We start from the raw sequence: 20,544 nt of genomic DNA, 5'->3' as shown, positions 1-20,544 counted from the left end.
CACCTCCGATCGATCCGGCCGGACCCACGGTTTGTGGCGGAGGGAACCTCCTCTCGCCCTTCGTGCGCCTGACGCTACCTCGGGCCCAGGGAAGAAAGTCGCGCAAAACACAGCAGATCGCGGGCGGACGAGCCGCGCTCCACCGACGAGGGCGGAGAGGGAATGCGGATGACGCGTCATTGGGCAGCCAGAACTCGATGCCCAGCAGGCGTCACCCTGTGCCTACATCACGGCATCTCCGCGTGACGGGGCTCTCAATGTGCTCCGAAGCGCTGTTCCGTAGTCTGGATCCGCCTGTTGCCCTCAAGGGCGGAGTGGATGCACCTGGACGCCTCCACGTCTGCCTGGCACTGCGTCAGGAATCCCGGCGATCGGTCAGCGCCGGTACCTGAACAGCAGGCGGAAAATCAGTGCGAGGTCTGCAGTTGTAAAGTGGAAAACGCCCTTGACCTGCAACAGCAGGCAGGGAGCCGAATACCGGGAGCGCTCACGTGTTGCGAACCATGTTCAAGTCCAAGATCCACCGAGCCACCGTCACCCAGGCCGACCTGCACTATGTGGGATCCGTGACCATCGACGCCGATCTTCTGGACGCGGCCGATCTGCTGCCCGGTGAGCTGGTCCACATCGTCGACATCACCAACGGTGCCCGCCTGGAGACGTACGTCATCGAGGGGGAGCGCGGGTCCGGGGTGATCGGGATCAACGGGGCCGCGGCCCATCTGGTGCACCCCGGCGACCTGGTGATCCTCATCAGTTACGCGCAGGTCACCGACGCCGAGGCCCGCACCCTGCGTCCGCGGGTCGTGCACGTGGACGGCGACAACCGGATCGTGGCGCTGGGCGCCGACCCGTCGCAGCCGGTGCCGGGCTCGGACCAGGAGCGCAGCCCGCAGGCGGTCGGAGTCTGACCGCGGGGACGCCGGAGCATCCGACCGTATTCCGAACCGTACTTCGAGCCGTACATTCGAGCCGTACATTCGAGCCGTACTTGGAGGGGGAACCCATGAGTGACATCACGATCCGTGACGACCGGACGGGCGGGCGCCTGGAGGCGCTGGCCGCCGACGGTGAAGTGGCCGGCCGTATCGAGTACTTCGTGCTGGAGGCCCCCGCGCGAGCCCTGGTGCCTGTGCACACGATCGTCGAACCGGCCCACGAGGGCAAGGGCATCGCGGGCTCGCTCGCGCGAGAGCTGTACGTCATCGCCGCCCGCGAGGGCGTCCCGGTGGCCCCACTGTGCCCGTACGTCGTCAAGTGGGCCGAACGCCACCCGGACGAGGCCCCGGCCGCCGACCCGGAGCTGCTGCGGGCGGCCAAGGACTGGCTGATCGCGCACCCCGGAAGGTTCTGAACCGCTCGTGCTCGCGCTCCTGCACACCTCGCCCGTCCATGTCCCGGTCTTCGACGCCCTGCGCGACGAGGCACATCCGGGACTGGAGCTGCGGCACTTCGTCGACGAGGGGCTGCTGGAGCGGGCCCGTGCCACGGGCCCGGACGCCGTGGCGGCGGACGTACGCGCCGCCGTAGACCGTGCCGTGGACGGCGGCGCGCGGGCGGTGCTGTGCACCTGCTCGACCATCGGCGCCGTCGCGGAGGCGTACGGCGCCGAGGCCGGCGTCCCGGTCCTGCGGGTCGACCGTCCGATGGCGGCGGCCGCGGTGGCGGCCGGGTCGCGGGTCGTCGTCCTCGCGGCCCTGGCGAGCACCCTCGGCCCGACGGCCGACCTGATCGAGGAGGAGGCCCGCGGCGCCGCCCGGCCCGTCACGGTCCGCACCGTGCTGGTCGACGGCGCCTGGGCGTGCTTCGAGGCCGGCGACGGCGAGAGGTACGTCCGCCTGGTGGCGGAGGCGGCCGACGCCGTCACCGACGCCGACGCGATCGTCCTGGCCCAGGCCTCCATGGCCCCGGCCCGGGAGCTCGCCACCACGTCGGTCCCCGTGCTCGCCAGCCCGCGGCCGGGCCTCACGGCCGCGGTCGAGGCCGCGCGGGTCGCCTGAGGGCTCCGAAGCGAGAGCGGGGCCCGGCGGCCCCAGGGCCCCTTCGGGTGAGTGGCGGCTCGGGCACCGGGTACGCGGGGAGTGGTCCAGAGCCGAGGTTCACCGACTCGCCGGAGGACGCCATGCAGCAGCCAGCACCGTACCCCGATCCGGTCCCGCCCGGACCGACGCCGGGCCCGGACCCGCAGCCACCGGAGCCCGCTCCGGACCCCGGACAGCCGCCGGCACCGTTCCCGGACCCCGCGCAGCCTCCGTCCCCGGTCCCCGCACCGCCCCCGGTGCCGACTCCGCCGGAGCCGCCGCAGCCCGGGCCGACACCCCCGGCACCGGGCCCTCCGGACCCCTCGCCCTCGCCGATCCCGCCGGGCCCCGAGCCGGTACCGAACCCCGAACCGGGACCCCCGCTCACCTGACGGACATCCATAGATGTTCACCGCTGCCCGATAGCGGGCACGATCATGGCTTCAGGGCGCCCTCCAGCCCTAGGGTCGTCGCGTGATCGACTTCTCCGCCCTCTGGGGCTTCGCCGTGATCGTCGGCCTGCTCACCCTCACACCGGGACTGGACACCGCGCTCGTGCTGCGGACCGCCGCGCTGGGCCACCGGCGTCGGGCCTGGGGCGTGGTCCTCGGGATCCAGACCGGGACCCTGACCTGGGGCGTCCTCACCTCGCTGGGCGTCACCGCCCTGCTGACCGCCTCCCAGCTCGCCTACGCCGTCGTCCGCTGGGCGGGTGCCGCCTACCTCGTCTGGATGGGCGGACGCATGATCTGGTCCACCCGGCGCCGGGCCGGCCTGCCGGAAGGCGAGCCGACCGGAGAGCCGCAGGAGGCCGACGGTGCCCCGGACACGCTGCGTGGCGGCTGGCGGCAGGGTGCGCTGACGAACCTGCTCAATCCCAAGGTCGGCGCGTTCTACGTGGCCGTGCTCCCGCAGTTCGTCCCGGCGGGCAGCTCACATCTCGCGATGGGCGTCCTGCTCGCCGGAACCCATGTCGTGCTGGGGACGCTCTGGTCGTCCGTCCTCGTCGGCTGCGCCCACCTGCTGCGCGACCGGCTGCGCCGCCACTCCACCCGGCGCCTGCTCGACCGGGTGACCGGCACGGTCGTCGGCGCGTTCGGCATCCGGCTCGCATTCGGCGACTGAGCCCGGGCCCACCTGCCGGGGCGCTGCTTGCCCTGACCATGACCATGTGCGCCGACGCCGGACACGCCGACGGCGGGCGACCTGTGTGGTCGCCCGCCGTGGTCACCCGCCGGTGCGGCGGGCAGCGGTCGTACGGTCCGTCCTGACGTCGTCGAGCGGTTACGCCTCGACCTCGGACCGGTCGCCGCCCCACATCGTGTGGAACGAGCCCTCCCGGTCGACCCGCCGGTAGGTGTGCGCACCGAAGAAGTCGCGCTGTCCCTGGGTGAGCGCGGCCGGGAGCCGCTCGGCGCGCAGGGCGTCGTAGTAGGCGAGCGCCGCGGCGAAGCCGGGGGTGGGGACACCCTCGCGGGTCGCGGCGATCAGGACCTCGCGCCAGTCGTCCTGCGCGGCCGCGATCTCCTGCGCGAACGTCTCGTCGGACAGCAGGCTCGGCAGGTCGGGCCGGGCGTCGTAGGCGGCCCGGATGCGGTCCAGGAAGGCCGCGCGGATGATGCAGCCGCCGCGCCAGATCGAGGAGACCGCGCCGAGGTCGATGTCCCAGTCGTACTCCTCGCTGCCCGCCGCGATCTCGTGGAAGCCCTGCGTGTACGACACGATCTTCGAGGCGTACAGCGCCTGCTCCACCCGGTCCGCGAAGGCCGCGGCCTCGGACTCCGACAGCGCGGTGGCCTTCGGCCCGGCCAGGCCCCGCGAGGCCTCGCGCAGCGCGCTGTGCCCGGACAGCGAGCGGGCGAAGACGGCCTCCGCGATACCGGACACCGGAACGCCCAGGTCCAGGGCGATCTGGACCGTCCAGCGGCCGGTGCCCTTCTGCTCCGCCTGGTCCTGGACGACGTCCACGAACGGCTTGCCCGTCGCGGCGTCGACGTGCGACAGGACCTCCGCGGTGATTTCGATCAGGTACGAGTCGAGCCGGCCCGTGTTCCAGGTGCGGAAGATCTCCGCGATCTGCGCGGGGGAGTAACCGGCGACGTCGCGCAGCAGCTGGTACGCCTCGCCGATCAGCTGCATGTCGGCGTACTCGATGCCGTTGTGGACCATCTTCACGAAGTGCCCGGCGCCGTCGGGACCCACGTGCGTCACGCAGGGGGCGCCGTCCGCCGCCTTCGCGGAGATCTTCTCCAGCATGGGGCCGAGGGATTCGTACGACTCCTTCGAGCCGCCCGGCATGATGCTCGGGCCGTTCAGCGCGCCCTCCTCGCCGCCGGAGACGCCCGTGCCGACGAAGTGGATGCCCTGTTCGCGCAGGGCGCGCTCGCGGCGCCGGGTGTCCGCGAAGTGCGCGTTGCCGCCGTCGATGATCATGTCGCCGGGCTCCAGCAGCGGGGCGAACTCCTCGATCACCGCGTCCGTCGGCTCACCGGCCTTCACCATGATGACCAGCCGGCGCGGCCGCTCCAGCGCCGCCACGAAGTCCTTCGCGGTCTCGGCCGCGACGAACTCACCCTCGTGCCCGAACTCCTCGACCAGCGCGTGGGTGCGAGCCGAGGTCCGGTTGTGGACCGCGACCGCGTACCCGTTGCGCGCGAAGTTGCGGGCGAGGTTGCGGCCCATGACCGCGAGACCCGTGACGCCGATCTGGGCTGTAGTGCTCATACGGTTGGCTCCTAAGCATCCTGATATCGGTCGTGCCGGTCGTGTCCGTCAGTATTGCCGCTGTCGCGCTCAGTATCGCCGCATCGACCATCCTGACGTTCCGGTTCGCCGACCGCACGTCCGGGCTGTTCCATGTCGCGTACGCAGATACGCGCCGGAACCCCCTCCCGCCTCAGCCGTTCGGGAAGTCGGTCGGATTCCTCGCCACTTGTGCGCCAGGGCGGCTGATTGCCGTCTTGTCATGGCCTGTTCGGGGCGCTTACTTTTGCCCCTCCTGACGTGCGTCGAGGGGGCTCTCCATGGCCGTACGCGGCCGGCACCGCCGGTACCAGCCGAACAGGATCAACCGCGCCTCGCTCACCGTCACGGCGGGAAGTGCCGGTATCGCGATCCCGCTCATCGGCGCGGGCAGCGCCCAGGCGGCCGACGTGGACACCTGGAACAAGGTCGCCGCCTGCGAGTCCAGCGGCAACTGGGGCATCAACACCGGCAACGGCTACTACGGCGGCCTCCAGTTCACCCGGTCCACCTGGGAGGCGTACGGCGGTACGGCGTACGCGCGACGAGCCGATCTGGCCACCCGGGACCAGCAGATAGCGGTCGCGGAGCAGGTGCTGAAGGGGCAGGGGCCCGGCGCCTGGCCGGTGTGCTCCGTCCGGGCGGGGCTGACCCGGGGCGGGGACACGCCCGACATCCACCCGACCGGCGCCACCTCCACCCGGGCCGCCGCGCAGGGCGCCCAGGGCTCCACAGGCGCCAGGCCGGCCGCCGTCCGGGACTCCGCCCACACCGCCGCGCGTACCTCCGCACCGGACGTGCAGCCGCAGACCACGCCCCAGTCGCGGGCCGGGACGGCCGAGATGTACACGGTGGTGCGCGGGGACACGCTCTCCGGGATCGCCGAGGAACAGCAGGTGCGGGGCGGCTGGCAGCGGCTGTACAGCGCCAACCGCGCCACCGTCGGCGCGGACCCCGACCTGATCCTGCCGGGCCAGCGGCTGAACCTGCGTGCCGAAGCCAAGGCCGCAGGCAAGTCTGCCGGTAAGTCCGTCGGCAAGTCGGCCGCCCCGGCCCACACCCCCGCGCGCCAGACCCCGCACAGGTCCGCGCCGGACGCCGCCAAGGCGCACCCGTCCGGCGCCCACGACCTCGTCGCCCCGGTCCACGCGGCCATGGGCACGGCCTACCACGCGGAGGGCTCGCACTGGTCGAAGGGCTACCACACCGGCGTGGACTTCCCCGTGCCCACCGGCACGGCCGTCAAGGCGGTCGCGCCGGGGCGGGTGGTCGACGCCGGGTGGGGCGGTTCCTTCGGCTACCAGGTGGTGATCCGGCACGCCGACGGCCGCTACACCCAGTACGCGCATCTGTCGGCGATCTCGGTGAAGGCCGGGCAGTCGGTCGGCGGCGGCCAGCGCATCGGCCGGTCGGGCGCCACGGGCAACACCACGGGCCCGCATCTGCACTTCGAGGTGCGGACGGGGCCCGAGTTCGGTACGGACGTCGATCCGGTGGCGTATCTGAGGGCCGGCGGCGTCAGGATCTGACGCGGGTGTGATGCCGGTCCACCACCGGCATCACCACGAACGGGCCGCCGTAGAAGGAGCTGTAATAGCGCGGCTCCTCGTCCTGGGGCTCGCTCCAGGGCTCGGGGTGCGGCAGGTCGCCGGACTCGTCGTCGTTCGGATCCCGGTCGCCCGTGTCCGGGCTGCCGCTCGTGTCCAGGTCCGGCGCGAGGTCCACGGCCAGGTCCTCGGCAAGGTCCTTGGGCAGGTCCAAGGAAAGGTCCTCGGCCAGGTCCTCGGCGAGGTCCGCAGTGAGCTCCGCGGCGAGGTCCGGGGCACCGCTCGGTGCGCCGTCCGGCGCGTCCCGGGGCGGGGCGAGGGCGGGGGTCCGGGAGAGCACCGGGGCGGCGTCCTCCGGCCCGGCGGCGACCGCCTGTCCGGGGACCGCCTGTCCGCCGACCGCCTGCCCGGCGAGCGCCTGCTCGGGGACCGCCGGCCCGCCGACCGCTTGCCCGGGGATCGTCTGTCCGCCGACCGCCTGTCGGGGGATCGGGAGCCGCGGGGTCTCGCGGAGCTCCGCCGGTGCCGTCGGCTCCGGCGTGCGCGCGAGACGCTCGGTGGTGAGCAGGATCAGGCCGCCCGCCGCCACCACGGCGCAGCTCAGCGCGAGCACGGTGCCGGTGGTGCCATGACGGAAGGTTTCGCCGAACATCGTGATGCCCACCGCGGCCGCGACCACCGGGTTGACGACCGTCAGCGTCGCCAGCGGGGCCGCGAGTCCCGCGCCCCGGTAGGAGGCCTGCGACAGCAGCATGCCGGCCGTCGCCAGGACCGCGATGACGGCCAGCGACGGCAGGTCGCCCATCACCACGCCATCCGTCCAGTCGACCGCCACCGTCTTGGTGAACACCGAGGACATGCCGAACGCGATGCCGGAGGCGGTGGCGAGCAGCACGCTGCGCACCGCCGGGTGCCGGTGCGCGGCCCGCGCGGCCGTCATCAGCGCCACCACCGCGGCGCCGGTGACCACGGCGGCGCCGACCCGCTGGGCCGTGCCGAGAGACTGCGCGTCGGCCGTGCCGACCAGCGCGAGCAGGCCGGCCAGTCCCACCGTCGCCATGATCGCGCCGCGCCAGGCCGTGGCACCGGCCCTGCGGCCGACGAACAGGGCCGCCATCGGCAGCGCGAACACGATCGTCAGCGCGCCCAGCGGCTGGACCAGGCTCAGCGGGCCGTAGGCCAGCGCCACCACGTGCAGCAGTCCGCCGAGGCCGTTCAGCGCCACGGCAGCCCACCAGCTCGCCCGGCGCAGCGGCGCGAACTGTTCGTCGGGGGAGGAGACGGCGACCTGCTCCTGCACGATCGCACCGCCCGCGTACGCCACGGCGGAGACCAGCGACAGCAACACGGACAGCGCGAGGGCACTCATCGGTGGCTCCTCTGCGTGAGGCGCGCGCACGGGGCGCGGCGCGGCGAACGGTCGGCGTTCATAGCCAACACCCTGCCCGGTAGATCTCTTCCCGTCGTCGTCCCTGAGCAGGCAATGGGTCCTACTGCCGATGGAGTACGGAAGGCGGACGCTCCTCCCCAGGGTGGGTGACACGGAGGGGAACCGGCTGATCACAGCTCCTGCCGGACTCGGTGCCACTGCTGGTCGCCGGACTTGGTAGTACTGCTGGTCGTGGACCACGACCAGCACCTCGACCCCGGCCTCGCCGCGCTCCGCCCGCTCGGCGGCTTCTTCGTCCTGCGCACCCTCCCGGCCCCGTCCGGGACACCCGCCGGAACCCCCGCCGGACCGCCGCCCGCGCTGCACGACGTCTACGAAAGCCGGACCGCGAGCCCGGCCGTGAGCGCGGCCGAAAGTCCGACCGCGAGCCCGGTCGAGAACCCGCCCGCGAGCGCGCCCGAAAGCCCGGCACCGGACGCGGACGGGCACACCGACCCGCTGGCCTTCCGTGTCCGGAAGGTCACCCGGAGTCTGCGGACCGCCGAGGTGCGTGTCGGGGCGTCCGTGGCACACCAGGGGCTCGCGGCCCGGCTGTGGTCGGCCGCGCTGGGGTGCGCCGCGCTGTACGGGCGGATCCCCGACCTCGACCCGCGGCTGCTGCGCTGGGACGCCGACGCCGGTGCCCCCGCCGACCTGTGGCTTTCCGAGGTGCGCCCGCTGCCGGGGGACGCGGCGACCGTCGCCGACGCCGTACTGGAGGGACACCTCCGGCCGCTGACGGCGCTCGTGCACACCCGCTACCGGGTCGCCGAGGGCCTGCTGTGGGGCAACGCCGGATCCGCGCTCGCCGGGGCGGCCCGGGAGCTGGACCGCTGGGCGCGGGCGAACGGACGTACCGACGTCGCGGCCAGCGCACACTCCCTGACCGCAGCACTCCTGCGCCACCCCCTCCTCACGGACACCGGCACCCTCACCGGCACCGCGTTCCGGCGCCGCAGCTGCTGCCTGTACTACCGGGTGCCGGGCGGGGGCGTCTGCGGCGACTGCTGCTTCGCGCGGCCACCGCGGTCTTCCGCGCGGCACACATCTGGGTGACCATGAGGAGGGAACCAGCCATCGAGCCAGGGGGATCCGGGTGCGAGTGGGACTGCTGACCCGGGAGTACCCCCCGGACGTGTACGGCGGCGCGGGCGTCCATGTCGAGTTCCTCGCCAGAGAGCTGCGCACCCTCGTGGACCTCGACGTCCACTGCTGGGGCGAGGGCCGCGCGGACGGGGTCACCCGGCACCGCTCCTGGTCCGCGCTGGACGGCGCCAACGACGCGCTGCGCACCTTCTCCACCGACCTGTCGATCGCCGCGGCCGCCGAAGGGCGCGAACTCGTCCACTCGCACACCTGGTACGCCAACCTCGCCGGCCACTTCGCCAAGCTCCTGTACGGCATCCCGCACGTGCTGACGGCCCACTCGCTGGAGCCGCTGCGCCCCTGGAAGGCCGAACAGCTCGGCGGCGGGTACGCGCTGTCGGGCTGGGCGGAGCGCACCGCCGTGGAGGCGGCCGACGCGGTGATCGCGGTGTCCGGCGCGATGCGCGACGACATCCTCTCCTGCTATCCGGCGCTGGACCCGAAGCGGGTGCACGTGGTGCACAACGGCATCGACACCGCCCTCTACCGGCCCGATCACGCAACCGACGCGCTGGTCCGGGCCGGGATCGACCCGAGCCGTCCGTACGTGCTGTTCGTCGGCCGGATCACCCGGCAGAAGGGCGTGCCCCATCTGCTGCGCGCGGTGCGGGACATCGACCCGGCGGCGCAGGTGGTGCTGTGCGCGGGCGCGCCCGACACCCCCGAGATCGACCGGGAGTTCCGCGAACTCTTCGAGGAGCTGAGCCGGGCCCGCGACGGCGTGCACTGGATCCCGCGGATGCTGCCGCGTCCCGAGGTGATCCAACTCCTCACCCACGCCTCCGTGTTCGTCTGCCCCTCGGTGTACGAGCCGCTGGGCATCGTCAACCTGGAGGCGATGGCCTGCGGTACGCCCGTGGTGGCCTCGCGGGTCGGCGGCATCCCGGAGGTGGTGGCGGACGGGACGACGGGCGTACTGGTGCCCGTGGACCCTGCCGACGAGGTCTTCGAGGCGGGCCTGGCGCGGGCGTTGGACTCCGTTCTCGGCGACCCGGCGACGGCCCGCCGGATGGGCGAGGCCGGACGGGAGCGCGCGGTGGGCGAGTTCGGCTGGGACGCGGTGGCCCGGCGCACGGTCCGGCTGTACGAGGAGATCCTCAAGGAGGCTTGAGAGCTCGGTACGGAAGTGGGGCCCGGCGGGCCGATGCGGACATCCCCGGACAGGCTTAGCGCGAGCGGTGCGGGGCAGATCTGTGGCAACCAGGGTGAGGGGAGCGGCCATGCGTCGTGGAGGACCTTCGGTGCTCGGGATCGTGCTGGCGGGCGGTGAGGGCAAGCGCCTGATGCCGCTGACCGCGGACCGGGCGAAACCCGCGGTCACCTTCGGCGGCACCTACCGCCTCGTCGACTTCGTCCTGTCCAACCTCGTCAACGCCGACATCCTGCGCATCTGCGTCCTGACGCAGTACAAGTCGCACTCGCTGGACCGGCACATCACCACCACCTGGCGGATGTCCAGCCTGCTGGGCAACTACGTCACGCCCGTCCCGGCGCAGCAGCGGCTCGGCCCGCGCTGGTACCTGGGCAGCGCCGACGCGATCCTCCAGTCGCTGAACCTGGTCTACGACGAACAGCCGGAGTACGTCGCGGTGTTCGGCGCCGACCACGTCTACCGCATGGACCCGCGGCAGATGCTCGCCCAGCACGTCGACAGCGGGGCGGGCGTGACGGTGGCGGGCATCCGGGTGCCGCGCGCCGAGTCCGCGTCGTTCGGCGTGATCACCCCGGGCTCGGACGGCCAGAGCGTCCAGCGCTTCCTGGAGAAGCCCACCGACCCGCCTGGCCTGCCCGGCGACCCGGATTGCGTGTTCGCCTCGATGGGCAACTACCTCTTCACCACCAAGACGCTGATCGAGGCACTCCAGCGGGACGCCGAGGACGAGAGTTCGCCGCACGACATGGGCGGCTCGATCCTGCCCCAGCTCACCAGCCGGGGCGAGGCGCAGCTGTACGACTTCAGCGCCAACCACGTGCCCGGCGAGACCAGCCGCGACCGGGGCTACTGGCGGGACGTCGGCACCCTCGACGCGTACTACGACGCCCATATGGACCTGATCGCCGAGCGTCCGGCCTTCAACCTCTACAACCGCAGCTGGCCGATCTACACCCACTCCAACCAGCTGTCGCCGGCCCGTTTCAACGCCGGGGGCATCGCGGGCGAGTCGATCATCAGCGCCGGCTGTCTGATCCGCGGGCAGGTGACGCGGTCCGTGCTGTCGCCGGGCGTGGTGGTCGATCCGGGCGCGGTCGTCCAGGGCTCGGTCCTGCACGACAACGTCCATGTCGGGCGGGGTGCGGTGGTGCGCGGGGCCGTCCTGGACAAGAACGTCGAGGTCCCGCCGGGCGCGACGATCGGCGTGAACCCGGAGCGGGACGCGGAGCTGTACACCGTCTCGAGGAACGGCGTGATCGCCCTGGGCAAGGGGCAGCCGGTTCCGTAGGGTCCGTCCGGCAGAAATCGGACACGATACCGATCACCGGTGTGTGGACCGCGCTAGTCGTCTCCGGTGGCGCCTCGCAACGCCTGTGACCAGCGGGGTTGCTGAGGCGCCGTCACCGGGACTTAATCCGCTATTTACTGAGCGTAGCCTGATCACGCTTGACCGTAATCATTCATGGCGCTTGACTGCTTGCTCAACCGTCCCCACGTCGACGCGAGGCAAGCCATTGACTTCCGACCTGCTCGCCCCTCTCGACCTGGCGTTCTGGAACATCGAGTCCGCCGAGCATCCGATGCACCTCGGCGCGCTCGGCGTCTTCTCGGCCCGCTCGCCCACCGCGGGCGCCCACGCGGCCGATCTGCTCGCCGCCCGCGCGGCCGTCGTACCGGGGCTGCGGATGCGGATCCGGGACGTGTGGCAGCCGCTCGACCTGCGCCGGCCACTGGCCTTCGGCGGTGCGGCCCGGGAGACCGACCCGGAGTTCGACCCGCTCCAGCACGTCCTGCTGCACGCCCCGACGACCGACTTCCACGCGGAGGCGGGCCGGCTGATGGAGCGTCCGCTGGAGCGCGGCCGCCCGCCCTGGGAGGCGCACGTGCTGCCGGGCGAGGACGGCGTCAGCTTCGCCGTGCTCTTCAAGTTCCACCACGCCCTCGCCGACGGGCTGCGCGCGCTGACGCTCGCCGCCGCCGTGCTCGACCCCCTGGACCTGCCCGCGCCCCGTGCGCGCCCGGCGCAGCCGCCCGAGCGCGGTCTGCTGCCCGACGTGCGCCGACTGCCGGGGCTGCTGCGCGGCGCGCTGTCCGACGCGGGCCGGGCCCTGGACATCGGCGCCTCCGTCGCCGTGTCCACCCTCAACGGGCGAACCGTTCCGGCGCTGACCGCCGAACCCACCGGCACCCGGCGCATCGCGGGAGTGGTGATCGACCTCGACGACGTGCACCGGGTGCGCAAGACGGTGGGCGGCACCGTCAACGACGTCCTGATCGCGCTCGTCGCCGGGGCGCTGCGCCGCTGGCTCGACGAACGCGGCGACGGCAGCGCCGGTGTGGCGCCCCGCGCGCTGATCCCCGTCTCCCGGCGCCGCCCGCGCACCGCGCACCCGCAGGGCAACCGGCTCTCGGGCTACTTGATACGGCTCCCCGTCGACGATCCGGACCCGCTCGGCCGGCTCGGCGCGGTCCGCGCCCAGATGGACCGCAACAAGGACGCGGGCCCGCACCGCGGCGCGGGCGCGGTCGCCCTGCTCGCCGACCACGTGCCCGCGCTCGGCCACCGGCTCGGCGGACCGCTGGTGAGCCAGGCGGCCCGGCTCTGGTTCGACATCCTGGTCACCAGCGTGCCGCTGCCCAGCCTCGGCCTGAAGCTCGGCGGCAACCCGGTCACCGAGGTCTACCCGCTGGCCCCGCTCGCCCGCGGCCAGTCCCTGGCGGTCGCCGTCTCGACCTACCGCGGCCGGGTCCACTACGGGCTCGTCGCCGACGCCAAGGCCGTACCGGACCTGGACCGCTTCGCCCACGCGCTGGCCGAGGAGGTGGAGACGCTCATCACGGCCTGCGGCCCTTGACCGCCCAGCGGTTTTGTCCCGGCGTCGGGCGCTCCGTAGAATTCCCCGTTCGAAAGCGAGCGCGGTCGGAGCGCCGCGACGGGACCCCAGGGAACGGCAGCGCGATGACGGTGACAGAGCACGGCACGACGACCACGGACGACGTGGTGTACGGGCCCGGTATCGACCCGGAGCGAATGGCCGTCTGCCTCGGCGTGCTCGAGGAGCTCGACGAACTGGACGTCGACCACCCCGACGCGATCACCGTGCGCCGGGCCACCGCGGCCATCTACCGCACGGTCAAGCAGCGCCGCCGTCAGGAGCGCCGGGCCGCCAAGACCGCGCACGACAAGGCGGTCACCGAGGCCACCGCGACCGGCTCCGCCCAGCGCATCGACGACGAGACCGAGGGCATCCTGCCGTCGTCGGTCACGGAGCAGGGCCAGATCGCGGGGATACTCCAGCGCCCGCGCTCCTGCTACACCTGCAAGACCCGCTACGTCGAGGTCGACTACTTCTACCACCAGCTCTGCCCGAGCTGCGCGGCCCTGAACCGCGACCGCCGCGACGCCCGCACCGACCTCACCGGCAAGCGCGCGCTGCTCACCGGCGGCCGCGCCAAGATCGGTATGTACATCGCGCTGCGGCTGCTGCGTGACGGTGCCCACACCACCATCACCACGCGCTTCCCGAACGACGCGGTCCGCCGGTTCAAGGCCATGGACGACTCGGCGGACTGGATCCACCGCCTGGAGGTCGTCGGCATCGACCTGCGCGACCCGGCCCAGGCCGTGGAGCTCGCCGACCGGATCGCCGCGCAGGGCCCGCTCGACATCCTGATCAACAACGCGACCCAGACCGTACGGCGGCTGCCCGCGGCGTACGCCGCGCTCGTCGAGGGCGAGAGCGCCCCGTTGCCGGCCGGTGAGCTGCCCGCCCGCCAGATCATCGGCGCCTTCAACTCCGGAGCGGTCGACGGACTGACCGCGCTGCCGGTCGGGGCCAGCGGCCTGGACGCGCAGAAGGTGGCCGACCTCGCCCTGGTCGCCGGCAACGCCAGTGTGGTCCGCCACCGCGAGGGCACGGCCATCGACGCGGGCGGCCTGGTGCCCGACGTGGTCGACACCAACACCTGGGTGCAGACCATCGAGCAGATCTCGCCGGTGGAGCTGCTGGAGACCCAGCTGTGCAACTACACGGCGCCGTTCATCCTGATCAGCAAGTTGCGGCCGCAGATGGCCGAGGCCGCGCGCAGGGCGTCCGCGAAGCGCGCGTACGTGGTCAACGTCTCCGCGATGGAGGGGGTGTTCGGCCGCGGCTACAAGGGCGCGGGCCACCCGAACACCAACGCCGCCAAGGCCGCCATGAACATGGTGACTCGGACCAGCGCCCAGGAGATGTTCGACACCGACGGCATCCTGATGACCTCGGTCGACACCGGCTGGATCACCGACGAGCGCCCGCACTACGACAAGCTGCGGCTGGCCGACGAGGGCTTCCACGCCCCGCTCGACCTGGTCGACGGCGCGGCCCGCGTCTACGACCCGATCGTGCGCGGCGAGGCGGGCGAGGACCTGTACGGCGTCTTCATGAAGGACTACGCGCCGGGCAAGTGGTGAGCCCCGCGCAGCCGGTCGTGGACCGCGTACCCCGCTGAGGAGTACGCGGCCCGCACCCGGGTGCCGCCGTCCACCAGCAGGTCGGCCCCGGTGATCCAGGCCGCCGCGTCGGACACCAGCCAGGCCACGGCCCGCGCGACGTCCTCCGGCTCCCCGATCCGGCCGGCCGGCAGCCCCGCGGCCACCTCCGCCTCGCCCGGCTCCCACACGAACCGCGCCAGATCGGTGCGCACGAGGCCGGGGGAGACGGAGTTGACCCGCACCCCCGGCGCCAGCTCGCCCGCGAGCTGCCGGGTCAGGTGCAGCAGGGCCGCCTTGCTGGTCCCGTAGGCGCCGACGTTCGGGCCGACGTGCTCCGCGCCCTCGGTGCAGATGTTGACCACCGCGCCCCCGTGCTCGCGCAGCCACGCGTGCCAGGCGCACTGCACCAGCCGCAGCGGCGCCTCGACGTTCACGGCGAACGCCGCGCGCCAGGCTCCCGGGTCGACGTCCATCAGCGGCCCGTACGGCTGGTTCGTCGCCGCGTTGTTGACCACGACGTCGATGCGCCCGTACTCGCGCAGCACCAGCTCGGTCAGCTCACGCGGATGCGCGGGGTCGGCCACGCTGCCCGCGAGGCCGATGCCGCCCAGCTCCGCGGCGGTCCGCCGCACCGCGTCGGCGTCCCGCCCGGTGACGCACACCCGCGCACCGGCGGCGGCGAGCTCCCGGGCGACCGCGCGCCCGATCCCACGGGTGGCCCCGGTGACGACGGCGGTCCGGCCCGTCAGTGCGGAGGACGAGGTCATCCGCGTACCGTCTCATGACGGTCCGTCAGTTTCCAGTACGGGGAACCCAGTACAGGGAACCCGGTACGGGGGAGGGGAGCCGGTCCGGGGACCGGTGGCCGTCAGTCCACCGTCCGCAGGGTGGAGTGCCGCTCGGCCACCAGCTCCAGCACGGTCCGCCAGTCCTCCAGGACCCCGGCGTCGAACCCGGCGCCGCGGCTCTCCTCGGCCGCCTGGCGCAGGCTCGCCAGATCGTCCTCGGCGGAGCCGCCGAGCCAGGGGTGCCGGCGTATCAGTCGGGACACCCGCTGCCCCAGGAGCGGACGCACCGCGTCGGCGGCCTGGGCGGCCTGCCCGGCCGGGTCGCCGGGCCGCAGCAGCTGCCCGATGGGGTGCACCAGGCCGGTCACCTGGAGTTCCTTGTCGGCGGGGCGGCTTCGGCGCAGCAGGGCCGCCGTGCGCAGCGCGTGCTCGTGCAGGTCGACCGGGGTCCGGGTGGGCCCCCGGGTGTCGCGGACACCCCGGCAGGCGTACAGCAGGTCCATCAGCTCCTCGACGCTGTGCAGCTCCATGCGCCGGTCCTCCCGCGAGACAGCCGTTGCGGTACATCAGCAGATCATGGCCTGCTTGCCACTGGGCCAACGGCACCTGAACTGCCCGGCCCCTCGACGTCACTTTCCGGGCAGTAGGCCGAACGAGTGATAGATAAAAGGCGCAGAAGGACGCAAATAGGTTTAAATCAAAGGGTGATGCGCCGGGGTGACTTGCGAGAGTTACCCCAAGTTTTAATCACCTAGTGAGCACTGCCCCGCTCATTTGGTTAATCTGTAGCCGACGGACAGCAGTAAGGGGTCCCACCCGCACCCGAAGTCCGTCATGGGACAAGCCGGTCCACAGCGGCCTGCTCTCACTGCGAGTCAGTCGGCGCCACCGCGTCCGAACCGCTTCCGGCAATGACCCGAGCGGGCGTCGAGAAAGGGCCGGAGAATCGGCCGGTACGTCCCGAGGGTGACCGACACATAAGGAGTGCGCGGTGACACCAGAGAAGACGAATCGCGAGGAGCGCCCCAAGGAACGCCCGGAGCGCCCGGGCCGCCGGCCGGGGGAGATCGGCAGCCTCGACGTGTGGGCCCGGTCCGCCCCGATCCGCCTGGCGGGTTACGAGGACGACCTCGCCGAGCCCCACATCCTGCCCAGCGTGGACTGACTCCGCCCGGAGCAGGACCGTCGCGATCGCCGCACGCATGGGCGTGTCCGACCCACGCCCATGCAGATCAGCGAAGCGGGGGACTCCTTCCGGTCCGCTCGGCGAAGCGAGGGGGGGCTCCTTCTAGTCCAGCGGCGCCGTCCGCCGCCAAGGGCGCAGCTCCTCCAACTGCTCCGCCAGCCGCAGCAGTTGCCCCTCCGACCCGGGCGGTCCCACCAGCTGTACGGCGGTGGGGGCGCCCGAGGGCAGCGTGCCGAGCGGCACCGCCATCGCCGGCCAGCCGGTCAGGTTCCACGGCGGGGTCAGCGGCGAGTAGTTCGTGTTGACCAGCACATTGTGCAGCCAGCCGCGCTCGTGCCAGGGCGCCGACCTGGGCGAGCGCCGGGCGAGCGCCGGGGTCAGCAGTATGTCGTGCTCGGCGAAGAACGGCTCCAGCCTCCGCCGCAGCCGCTCGCGGCCCTCACCGGTGCGCACCCCGTCCAGGAACCGCTGCCCGACCGTGGCGTGCACCCGGGTGCGCCGGGCCAGCAGCCGCCGGTCGAGCCCCCGGGCGTCGACCGCGGAGCCCGCCGTCCAGTGCGCGAGCGAGGTGACACCGAGCGAGAGCGGATACGGCGGCTCGGCCCGGCGTACCTCGTGCCCCGCACCGGCCAGCAGCCGGGCGGCCTCCCGTACGGCGGTCGTGTACGGCGCGCTGATCGTGACCCCGGCCAGCGGGCTGCGCACCGACACCGCGATCCGGCGCCTGCCGGGCTCCTCCTCGCGGCGGATCTCCGTGTCCGCGAGCACCGAGAACATCAGCCGGGCGTCCTCGACCGTGGTGGCCAGCGGACCGTTCTCGGACATGCCGAACCAGTCGCCGTCGCTGATCCCCGCGGGCACCACCCCGTGGCCCGGCTTGATGGTGACCAGGCCGCAGTTGGCCGCCGGGATCCGCAACGAGCCCATGCCGTCGTTGCCGAGGGCGATCGGCACCATCCCGGCGGCGACCGCGGCCGCGCTGCCGCCCGACGAACCGCCGGCCGTGCGCGAGGGGTCCCACGGATTGCGGGCCGTGCCGTGGACGCCCTCCGTGGTGCCGAAGATGCACAGTTCCGGCACGTTCGTCAGACCCACGACCACCGCGCCCGCCGCCCGCAGCCGGGCCACGGTGACATGGTCCTCGGCGGCCGGCGTGTCCGGGGTGGCGGCCGAACCGATCCGATTGGACTCGCCGCGTACCGCGAGGTTGTCCTTGACGGCCACCGGCACGCCCGCGAGCGGCAGTTCGGCCAGATCGGCCCGGCCGGCCACCTCGTCGGCCTCGGCCAGCGCCGCCTCGGTCCGTACGGTGCGGAAGGCCCCTACACCGGCGTCGAGCCGCTCGATCCGGGCGAGATGTTCGGCCACCACCTCGCGGGGCACGGCCCGCTTCTCGCGTACGGCGGCGGCGATCTCTGTGGCGGTCCGGCCGACCCAGCTGGTCACGGGCGCTCCTTGGTGCGGAGTGGTGCTGCTTGCGAGAACTGAGGGAGAACCTTGAGTACCGAGGCGGAACTTCGAGTACCGAGGGAGAACTCTGGGAGAACAATGCACCTGCGTGGGCCCCGCGTCGAGAGGTGGTGATCGAGTTCCCGCCGGGAGCTCAGCTCCCGGTCTGTCCGCGCAGCCACTGCTCGACCTCGGCCACGTGCGCGGCCGCCGCCGCGCGGGCCGCTTCGGGGTCCCGGGCGGCCAGCGCGCGGTGGATCGCCGCGTGTTCACGGCGGGTGCGCGCGAAGGCCCCCTCCTCCTGGCAGCCGCGCCGGACCCGGGCGCGGAAGGTGCGCGAGGACAGGCCCTCCAGGATCGCGGCCATGGTGTCGTTGCCCGCGGCCGCCGCGATCTCGCGATGGAAGGCCAGGTCGTGGGCGAGGATCTCCTCCGGGTCGTCGGTGGCGTCCATGGCGGTCAGATGCCGCTCGACCTCGGCGAGCCGGTCCGGGGTGATCCGGGCGGCGGCCAGCGCGGCCGCCGTGGACTCCAGCACCCGGCGCACCTCCAGCAGCTCCACCAGCCGCGGACCGCGGGAGAGACCGGCGACGACACCGAAGGTCTCCAGCAGGTCGCCGGCCTCCAGCCGGGTGACGTAGATGCCGGAGCCGTGCCGGGCCTCCAGCACGCCCATGACCGTGAGCGCGCGGATCGCCTCCCGCATCGAGCTGCGCGAGATGCCCAGCTCGGCGGCGAGATCGCGTTCCGTCGGCAGCCGCTGGCCCGGCTCCAGCAGGCCCTGGCCGATCATCGCCTTGATCCGCTCGATGGCGCGCTGGGTCACCGTCCCCCGGGAGCGGCCGGCCCCGGCCGCCGTCTCCCGCACCGCGGCCCCCGCCTCCTGCGCCCCGGCCGCCGTCTCCGGTACGCCGGGCCGCTCCCCGGTCTCGTCCACGCCGCTCCTCCTGTCGTACGCGCCGCGATCCGACCACGGAGGTGGTCCGACCACTGTGGCTCGAAAACAAGGACATCCGGCACCACAAGGGGTCTTTTTCCCGGAGTGGTCCGATAATTATGCGGGCAGCCGCTCGACCGCACACCGCCAGGAGCCGAACCGCGTCCCTCGTGCTCCCCGTCCCGCAGCCGACCGAAAGGCCCGCCGTGTCCTCTGCGTCGTCCCCGGCGTCCCCGGCGTCCCCATCGTCCCCCGCGCCCCCGTTCCGCGCCCGTGTCACCGCGGTCGACACCTACGACATCCGCTTCCCCACCTCGCGCGAGCTCGACGGCTCCGACGCGATGAACCCGGACCCCGACTACTCGGCGGCGTACGTCGTCCTGCGCACCGACGCGGCCGACGGCGACGAGGGCCACGGATTCGCCTTCACCATCGGGCGGGGCAACGAGGTCCAGGTCGCCGCCATCGAGGCGCTGCGCGCCCAGGTGGTCGGACGGGACGTCGCCGATCTGTGCGCCGACCCCGGCACGCTCAGCCGCGACCTGACCGGCGACAGCCAGCTGCGCTGGCTCGGGCCCGAGAAGGGCGTGATGCACATGGCGATCGGGGCCGTCGTCAACGCCGCGTGGGACCTCGCGGCCAAGCGCGCGGGCAAGCCGCTGTGGCGGCTCCTCGCCGACGCGGACCCGGCCTGGCTCGTGGACCAGATCGACTTCCGCTACCTCTCGGACGCGCTGACCCCCGCCGAAGCCCTGGAACTGCTGCGCCGGGGCAGGCGGGGCGCGGACGAGCGCCGGGCCCGCCTGCTGGAGCGCGGTTTCCCCGCCTACACCACGTCCCCGGGCTGGCTCGGCTACGACGACGACAAGCTCGCCCGGCTCGCCGCGCGGGCCGTCGCCGACGGGTTCCGGCAGATCAAGCTGAAGGTCGGCGCGGACCTGGCGGACGACGTACGCCGCTGCCGGGTCGCCCGCGCGACGGTGGGCCCCGGAATCCGGATCGCGATCGACGCCAACCAGCGCTGGGACGTCGGCGAGGCGATCGCCTGGACGAAGGCGCTGGCCGAGTTCGACCCCTACTGGATCGAGGAGCCCACCAGCCCCGACGACATCCTCGGCCACGCGGCGATCCGCCGGGCCGTCGCCCCGGTGAAGGTGGCCACCGGCGAGCACGTCCAGAACAGGATCGTCTTCAAACAGCTGCTCCAGGCCGGCGCCGTCGACATCGTGCAGCTCGACGCGGCCCGGGTCGGCGGTGTCAACGAGAACCTTGCCGTGCTGCTGCTCGCGGCCAAGTTCGAGGTGCCGGTGTGCCCGCACGCCGGCGGGGTCGGGCTGTGCGAACTCGTCCAGCACCTGTCGATGTTCGACTACGTCGCGCTCTGCGGCACCACCGACGACCGGGTCATCGAGTACGTCGACCATCTGCACGAGCACTTCGTCGACCCGGTGGCCGTCCGCGAGGGCCACTACACGGCACCCACCGCGCCGGGTTTCTCGGCCGCCCTGCGGCCCGGCTCGATCGAGCGGTACACCTACCCCGGCGGCACCTTCTGGGCCGCCGACCCCGGCGCGCGCGAGGGGCAGGCCGTATGAACGACTTCGACGGGCTCAAGGCGCTGGTGACGGGCGGCGCCTCCGGCATCGGCCGGGCCACCGCGGAACTCCTCGCC

At 73.0% G+C, this 20,544-nt stretch carries 18 protein-coding genes; 12 read left to right on the top strand and 6 right to left on the bottom strand.

Going from position 1 to position 20,544, the window contains the following annotated elements:
- Positions 1-491: 491 nt before the first annotated feature.
- The 4 genes from panD to ABT085_RS04920 all read left to right on the top strand — a co-directional run bounded on the left by panD (position 492) and on the right by ABT085_RS04920 (position 3,146).
- Positions 492-911 (top strand): aspartate 1-decarboxylase, encoded by a 420-nt coding sequence (gene panD, locus ABT085_RS04935; protein WP_162468873.1) that lies wholly within the window; start codon positions 492-494, stop codon positions 909-911.
- 95 nt (positions 912-1,006) lie between these two features.
- The gene (locus ABT085_RS04930; RefSeq protein WP_351602201.1) at positions 1,007-1,354 is read left to right on the top strand and encodes a GNAT family N-acetyltransferase; all 348 of its coding nucleotides are present in this window, start codon (positions 1,007-1,009) and stop codon (positions 1,352-1,354) included.
- Between the two features lie 7 nt (positions 1,355-1,361).
- Positions 1,362-2,000, top strand: a complete 639-nt coding sequence (locus ABT085_RS04925) for an aspartate/glutamate racemase family protein (RefSeq protein ID WP_351602199.1) — start codon at positions 1,362-1,364, stop codon at positions 1,998-2,000.
- A 495-nt stretch (positions 2,001-2,495) separates the two neighbouring features.
- Positions 2,496-3,146 carry a LysE family translocator gene (locus tag ABT085_RS04920; RefSeq protein WP_351602196.1) on the top strand — a complete coding sequence of 217 codons (651 nt, stop codon included), beginning with the start codon at positions 2,496-2,498 and terminating at the stop codon, positions 3,144-3,146.
- 159 nt (positions 3,147-3,305) lie between these two features.
- Here the strand turns inward: ABT085_RS04920 and gnd are convergent, their stop codons facing one another.
- Positions 3,306-4,745 (bottom strand): NADP-dependent phosphogluconate dehydrogenase, encoded by a 1,440-nt coding sequence (gene gnd / locus ABT085_RS04915; RefSeq protein WP_351602193.1) that lies wholly within the window; start codon positions 4,743-4,745, stop codon positions 3,306-3,308.
- Between the two features lie 299 nt (positions 4,746-5,044).
- Between gnd and ABT085_RS04910 the strand changes: the two genes are divergently transcribed.
- A complete protein-coding gene (locus tag ABT085_RS04910) occupies positions 5,045-6,292 on the top strand; it encodes a transglycosylase family protein (RefSeq protein ID WP_351602190.1) in 1,248 nt (415 codons plus the stop codon).
- Here the strand turns inward: ABT085_RS04910 and ABT085_RS04905 are convergent.
- Positions 6,282-7,679, bottom strand: a complete 1,398-nt coding sequence (locus tag ABT085_RS04905) for a DMT family transporter (protein WP_351602183.1) — start codon at positions 7,677-7,679, stop codon at positions 6,282-6,284. The two genes, ABT085_RS04910 and ABT085_RS04905, sit on opposite strands and share 11 nt — an antisense overlap.
- Before the next feature lie 252 nt (positions 7,680-7,931).
- On the opposite strand from ABT085_RS04905, the gene ABT085_RS04900 reads away from it, so the two are divergent.
- The 5 genes from ABT085_RS04900 to ABT085_RS04880 all read left to right on the top strand — a co-directional run bounded on the left by ABT085_RS04900 (position 7,932) and on the right by ABT085_RS04880 (position 14,491).
- Positions 7,932-8,795, top strand: coding sequence for a (2Fe-2S)-binding protein (locus ABT085_RS04900; RefSeq protein WP_502982632.1), 864 nt, complete (start codon positions 7,932-7,934; stop codon positions 8,793-8,795).
- Between the two features lie 40 nt (positions 8,796-8,835).
- The gene (gene glgA, locus ABT085_RS04895; RefSeq protein WP_351602180.1) at positions 8,836-9,996 is read left to right on the top strand and encodes a glycogen synthase; all 1,161 of its coding nucleotides are present in this window, start codon (positions 8,836-8,838) and stop codon (positions 9,994-9,996) included.
- A gap of 109 nt (positions 9,997-10,105) precedes the next feature.
- Complete coding sequence (glgC, locus tag ABT085_RS04890) at positions 10,106-11,326, top strand: glucose-1-phosphate adenylyltransferase (protein ID WP_351602177.1); 1,221 nt, start codon at positions 10,106-10,108, stop codon at positions 11,324-11,326.
- Positions 11,327-11,552: 226 nt separating this feature from the next.
- Entirely contained in the window at positions 11,553-12,893 is a 1,341-nt protein-coding gene (locus ABT085_RS04885) for a wax ester/triacylglycerol synthase family O-acyltransferase (protein WP_351602174.1), read from the top strand.
- 104 nt (positions 12,894-12,997) lie between these two features.
- Positions 12,998-14,491 (top strand): SDR family NAD(P)-dependent oxidoreductase, encoded by a 1,494-nt coding sequence (locus ABT085_RS04880; protein WP_351602171.1) that lies wholly within the window; start codon positions 12,998-13,000, stop codon positions 14,489-14,491.
- Here ABT085_RS04880 and ABT085_RS04875 read toward each other — a convergent pair.
- Positions 14,470-15,279, bottom strand: a complete 810-nt coding sequence (locus ABT085_RS04875) for an SDR family oxidoreductase (protein WP_351602169.1) — start codon at positions 15,277-15,279, stop codon at positions 14,470-14,472. The genes ABT085_RS04880 and ABT085_RS04875 overlap by 22 nt on opposite strands.
- Positions 15,280-15,380: 101 nt before the next feature.
- Entirely contained in the window at positions 15,381-15,830 is a 450-nt protein-coding gene (locus ABT085_RS04870) for a hypothetical protein (RefSeq protein ID WP_351602166.1), read from the bottom strand.
- A gap of 461 nt (positions 15,831-16,291) precedes the next feature.
- On the opposite strand from ABT085_RS04870, the gene ABT085_RS04865 reads away from it, so the two are divergent.
- Complete coding sequence (locus tag ABT085_RS04865; protein ID WP_351602163.1) at positions 16,292-16,465, top strand: hypothetical protein; 174 nt, start codon at positions 16,292-16,294, stop codon at positions 16,463-16,465.
- Between the two features lie 123 nt (positions 16,466-16,588).
- Here ABT085_RS04865 and ABT085_RS04860 read toward each other — a convergent pair whose 3' ends face one another.
- Both ABT085_RS04860 and ABT085_RS04855 read right to left on the bottom strand, forming a co-directional pair.
- Complete coding sequence (locus tag ABT085_RS04860) at positions 16,589-17,932, bottom strand: amidase (RefSeq protein WP_351602160.1); 1,344 nt, start codon at positions 17,930-17,932, stop codon at positions 16,589-16,591.
- A gap of 157 nt (positions 17,933-18,089) precedes the next feature.
- On the bottom strand, positions 18,090-18,803 hold the full coding sequence (locus tag ABT085_RS04855; RefSeq protein ID WP_351602288.1) for a FadR/GntR family transcriptional regulator: 714 nt from the start codon (positions 18,801-18,803) through the stop codon (positions 18,090-18,092).
- A gap of 275 nt (positions 18,804-19,078) precedes the next feature.
- Between ABT085_RS04855 and ABT085_RS04850 the strand changes: the two genes are divergently transcribed.
- Complete coding sequence (locus tag ABT085_RS04850) at positions 19,079-20,467, top strand: enolase C-terminal domain-like protein (protein WP_502982631.1); 1,389 nt, start codon at positions 19,079-19,081, stop codon at positions 20,465-20,467.
- The last annotated feature ends 77 nt before the right edge of the window (positions 20,468-20,544 follow it).

The organism is Streptomyces sp. NPDC002265, from assembly GCF_040296125.1.
Taxonomy (GTDB): Bacteria; Actinomycetota; Actinomycetes; order Streptomycetales; family Streptomycetaceae; genus Streptomyces.
The sequence above is the reverse complement of the archived record's forward strand: the minus strand, read 5'-3'. Positions and strand labels throughout refer to the sequence as shown.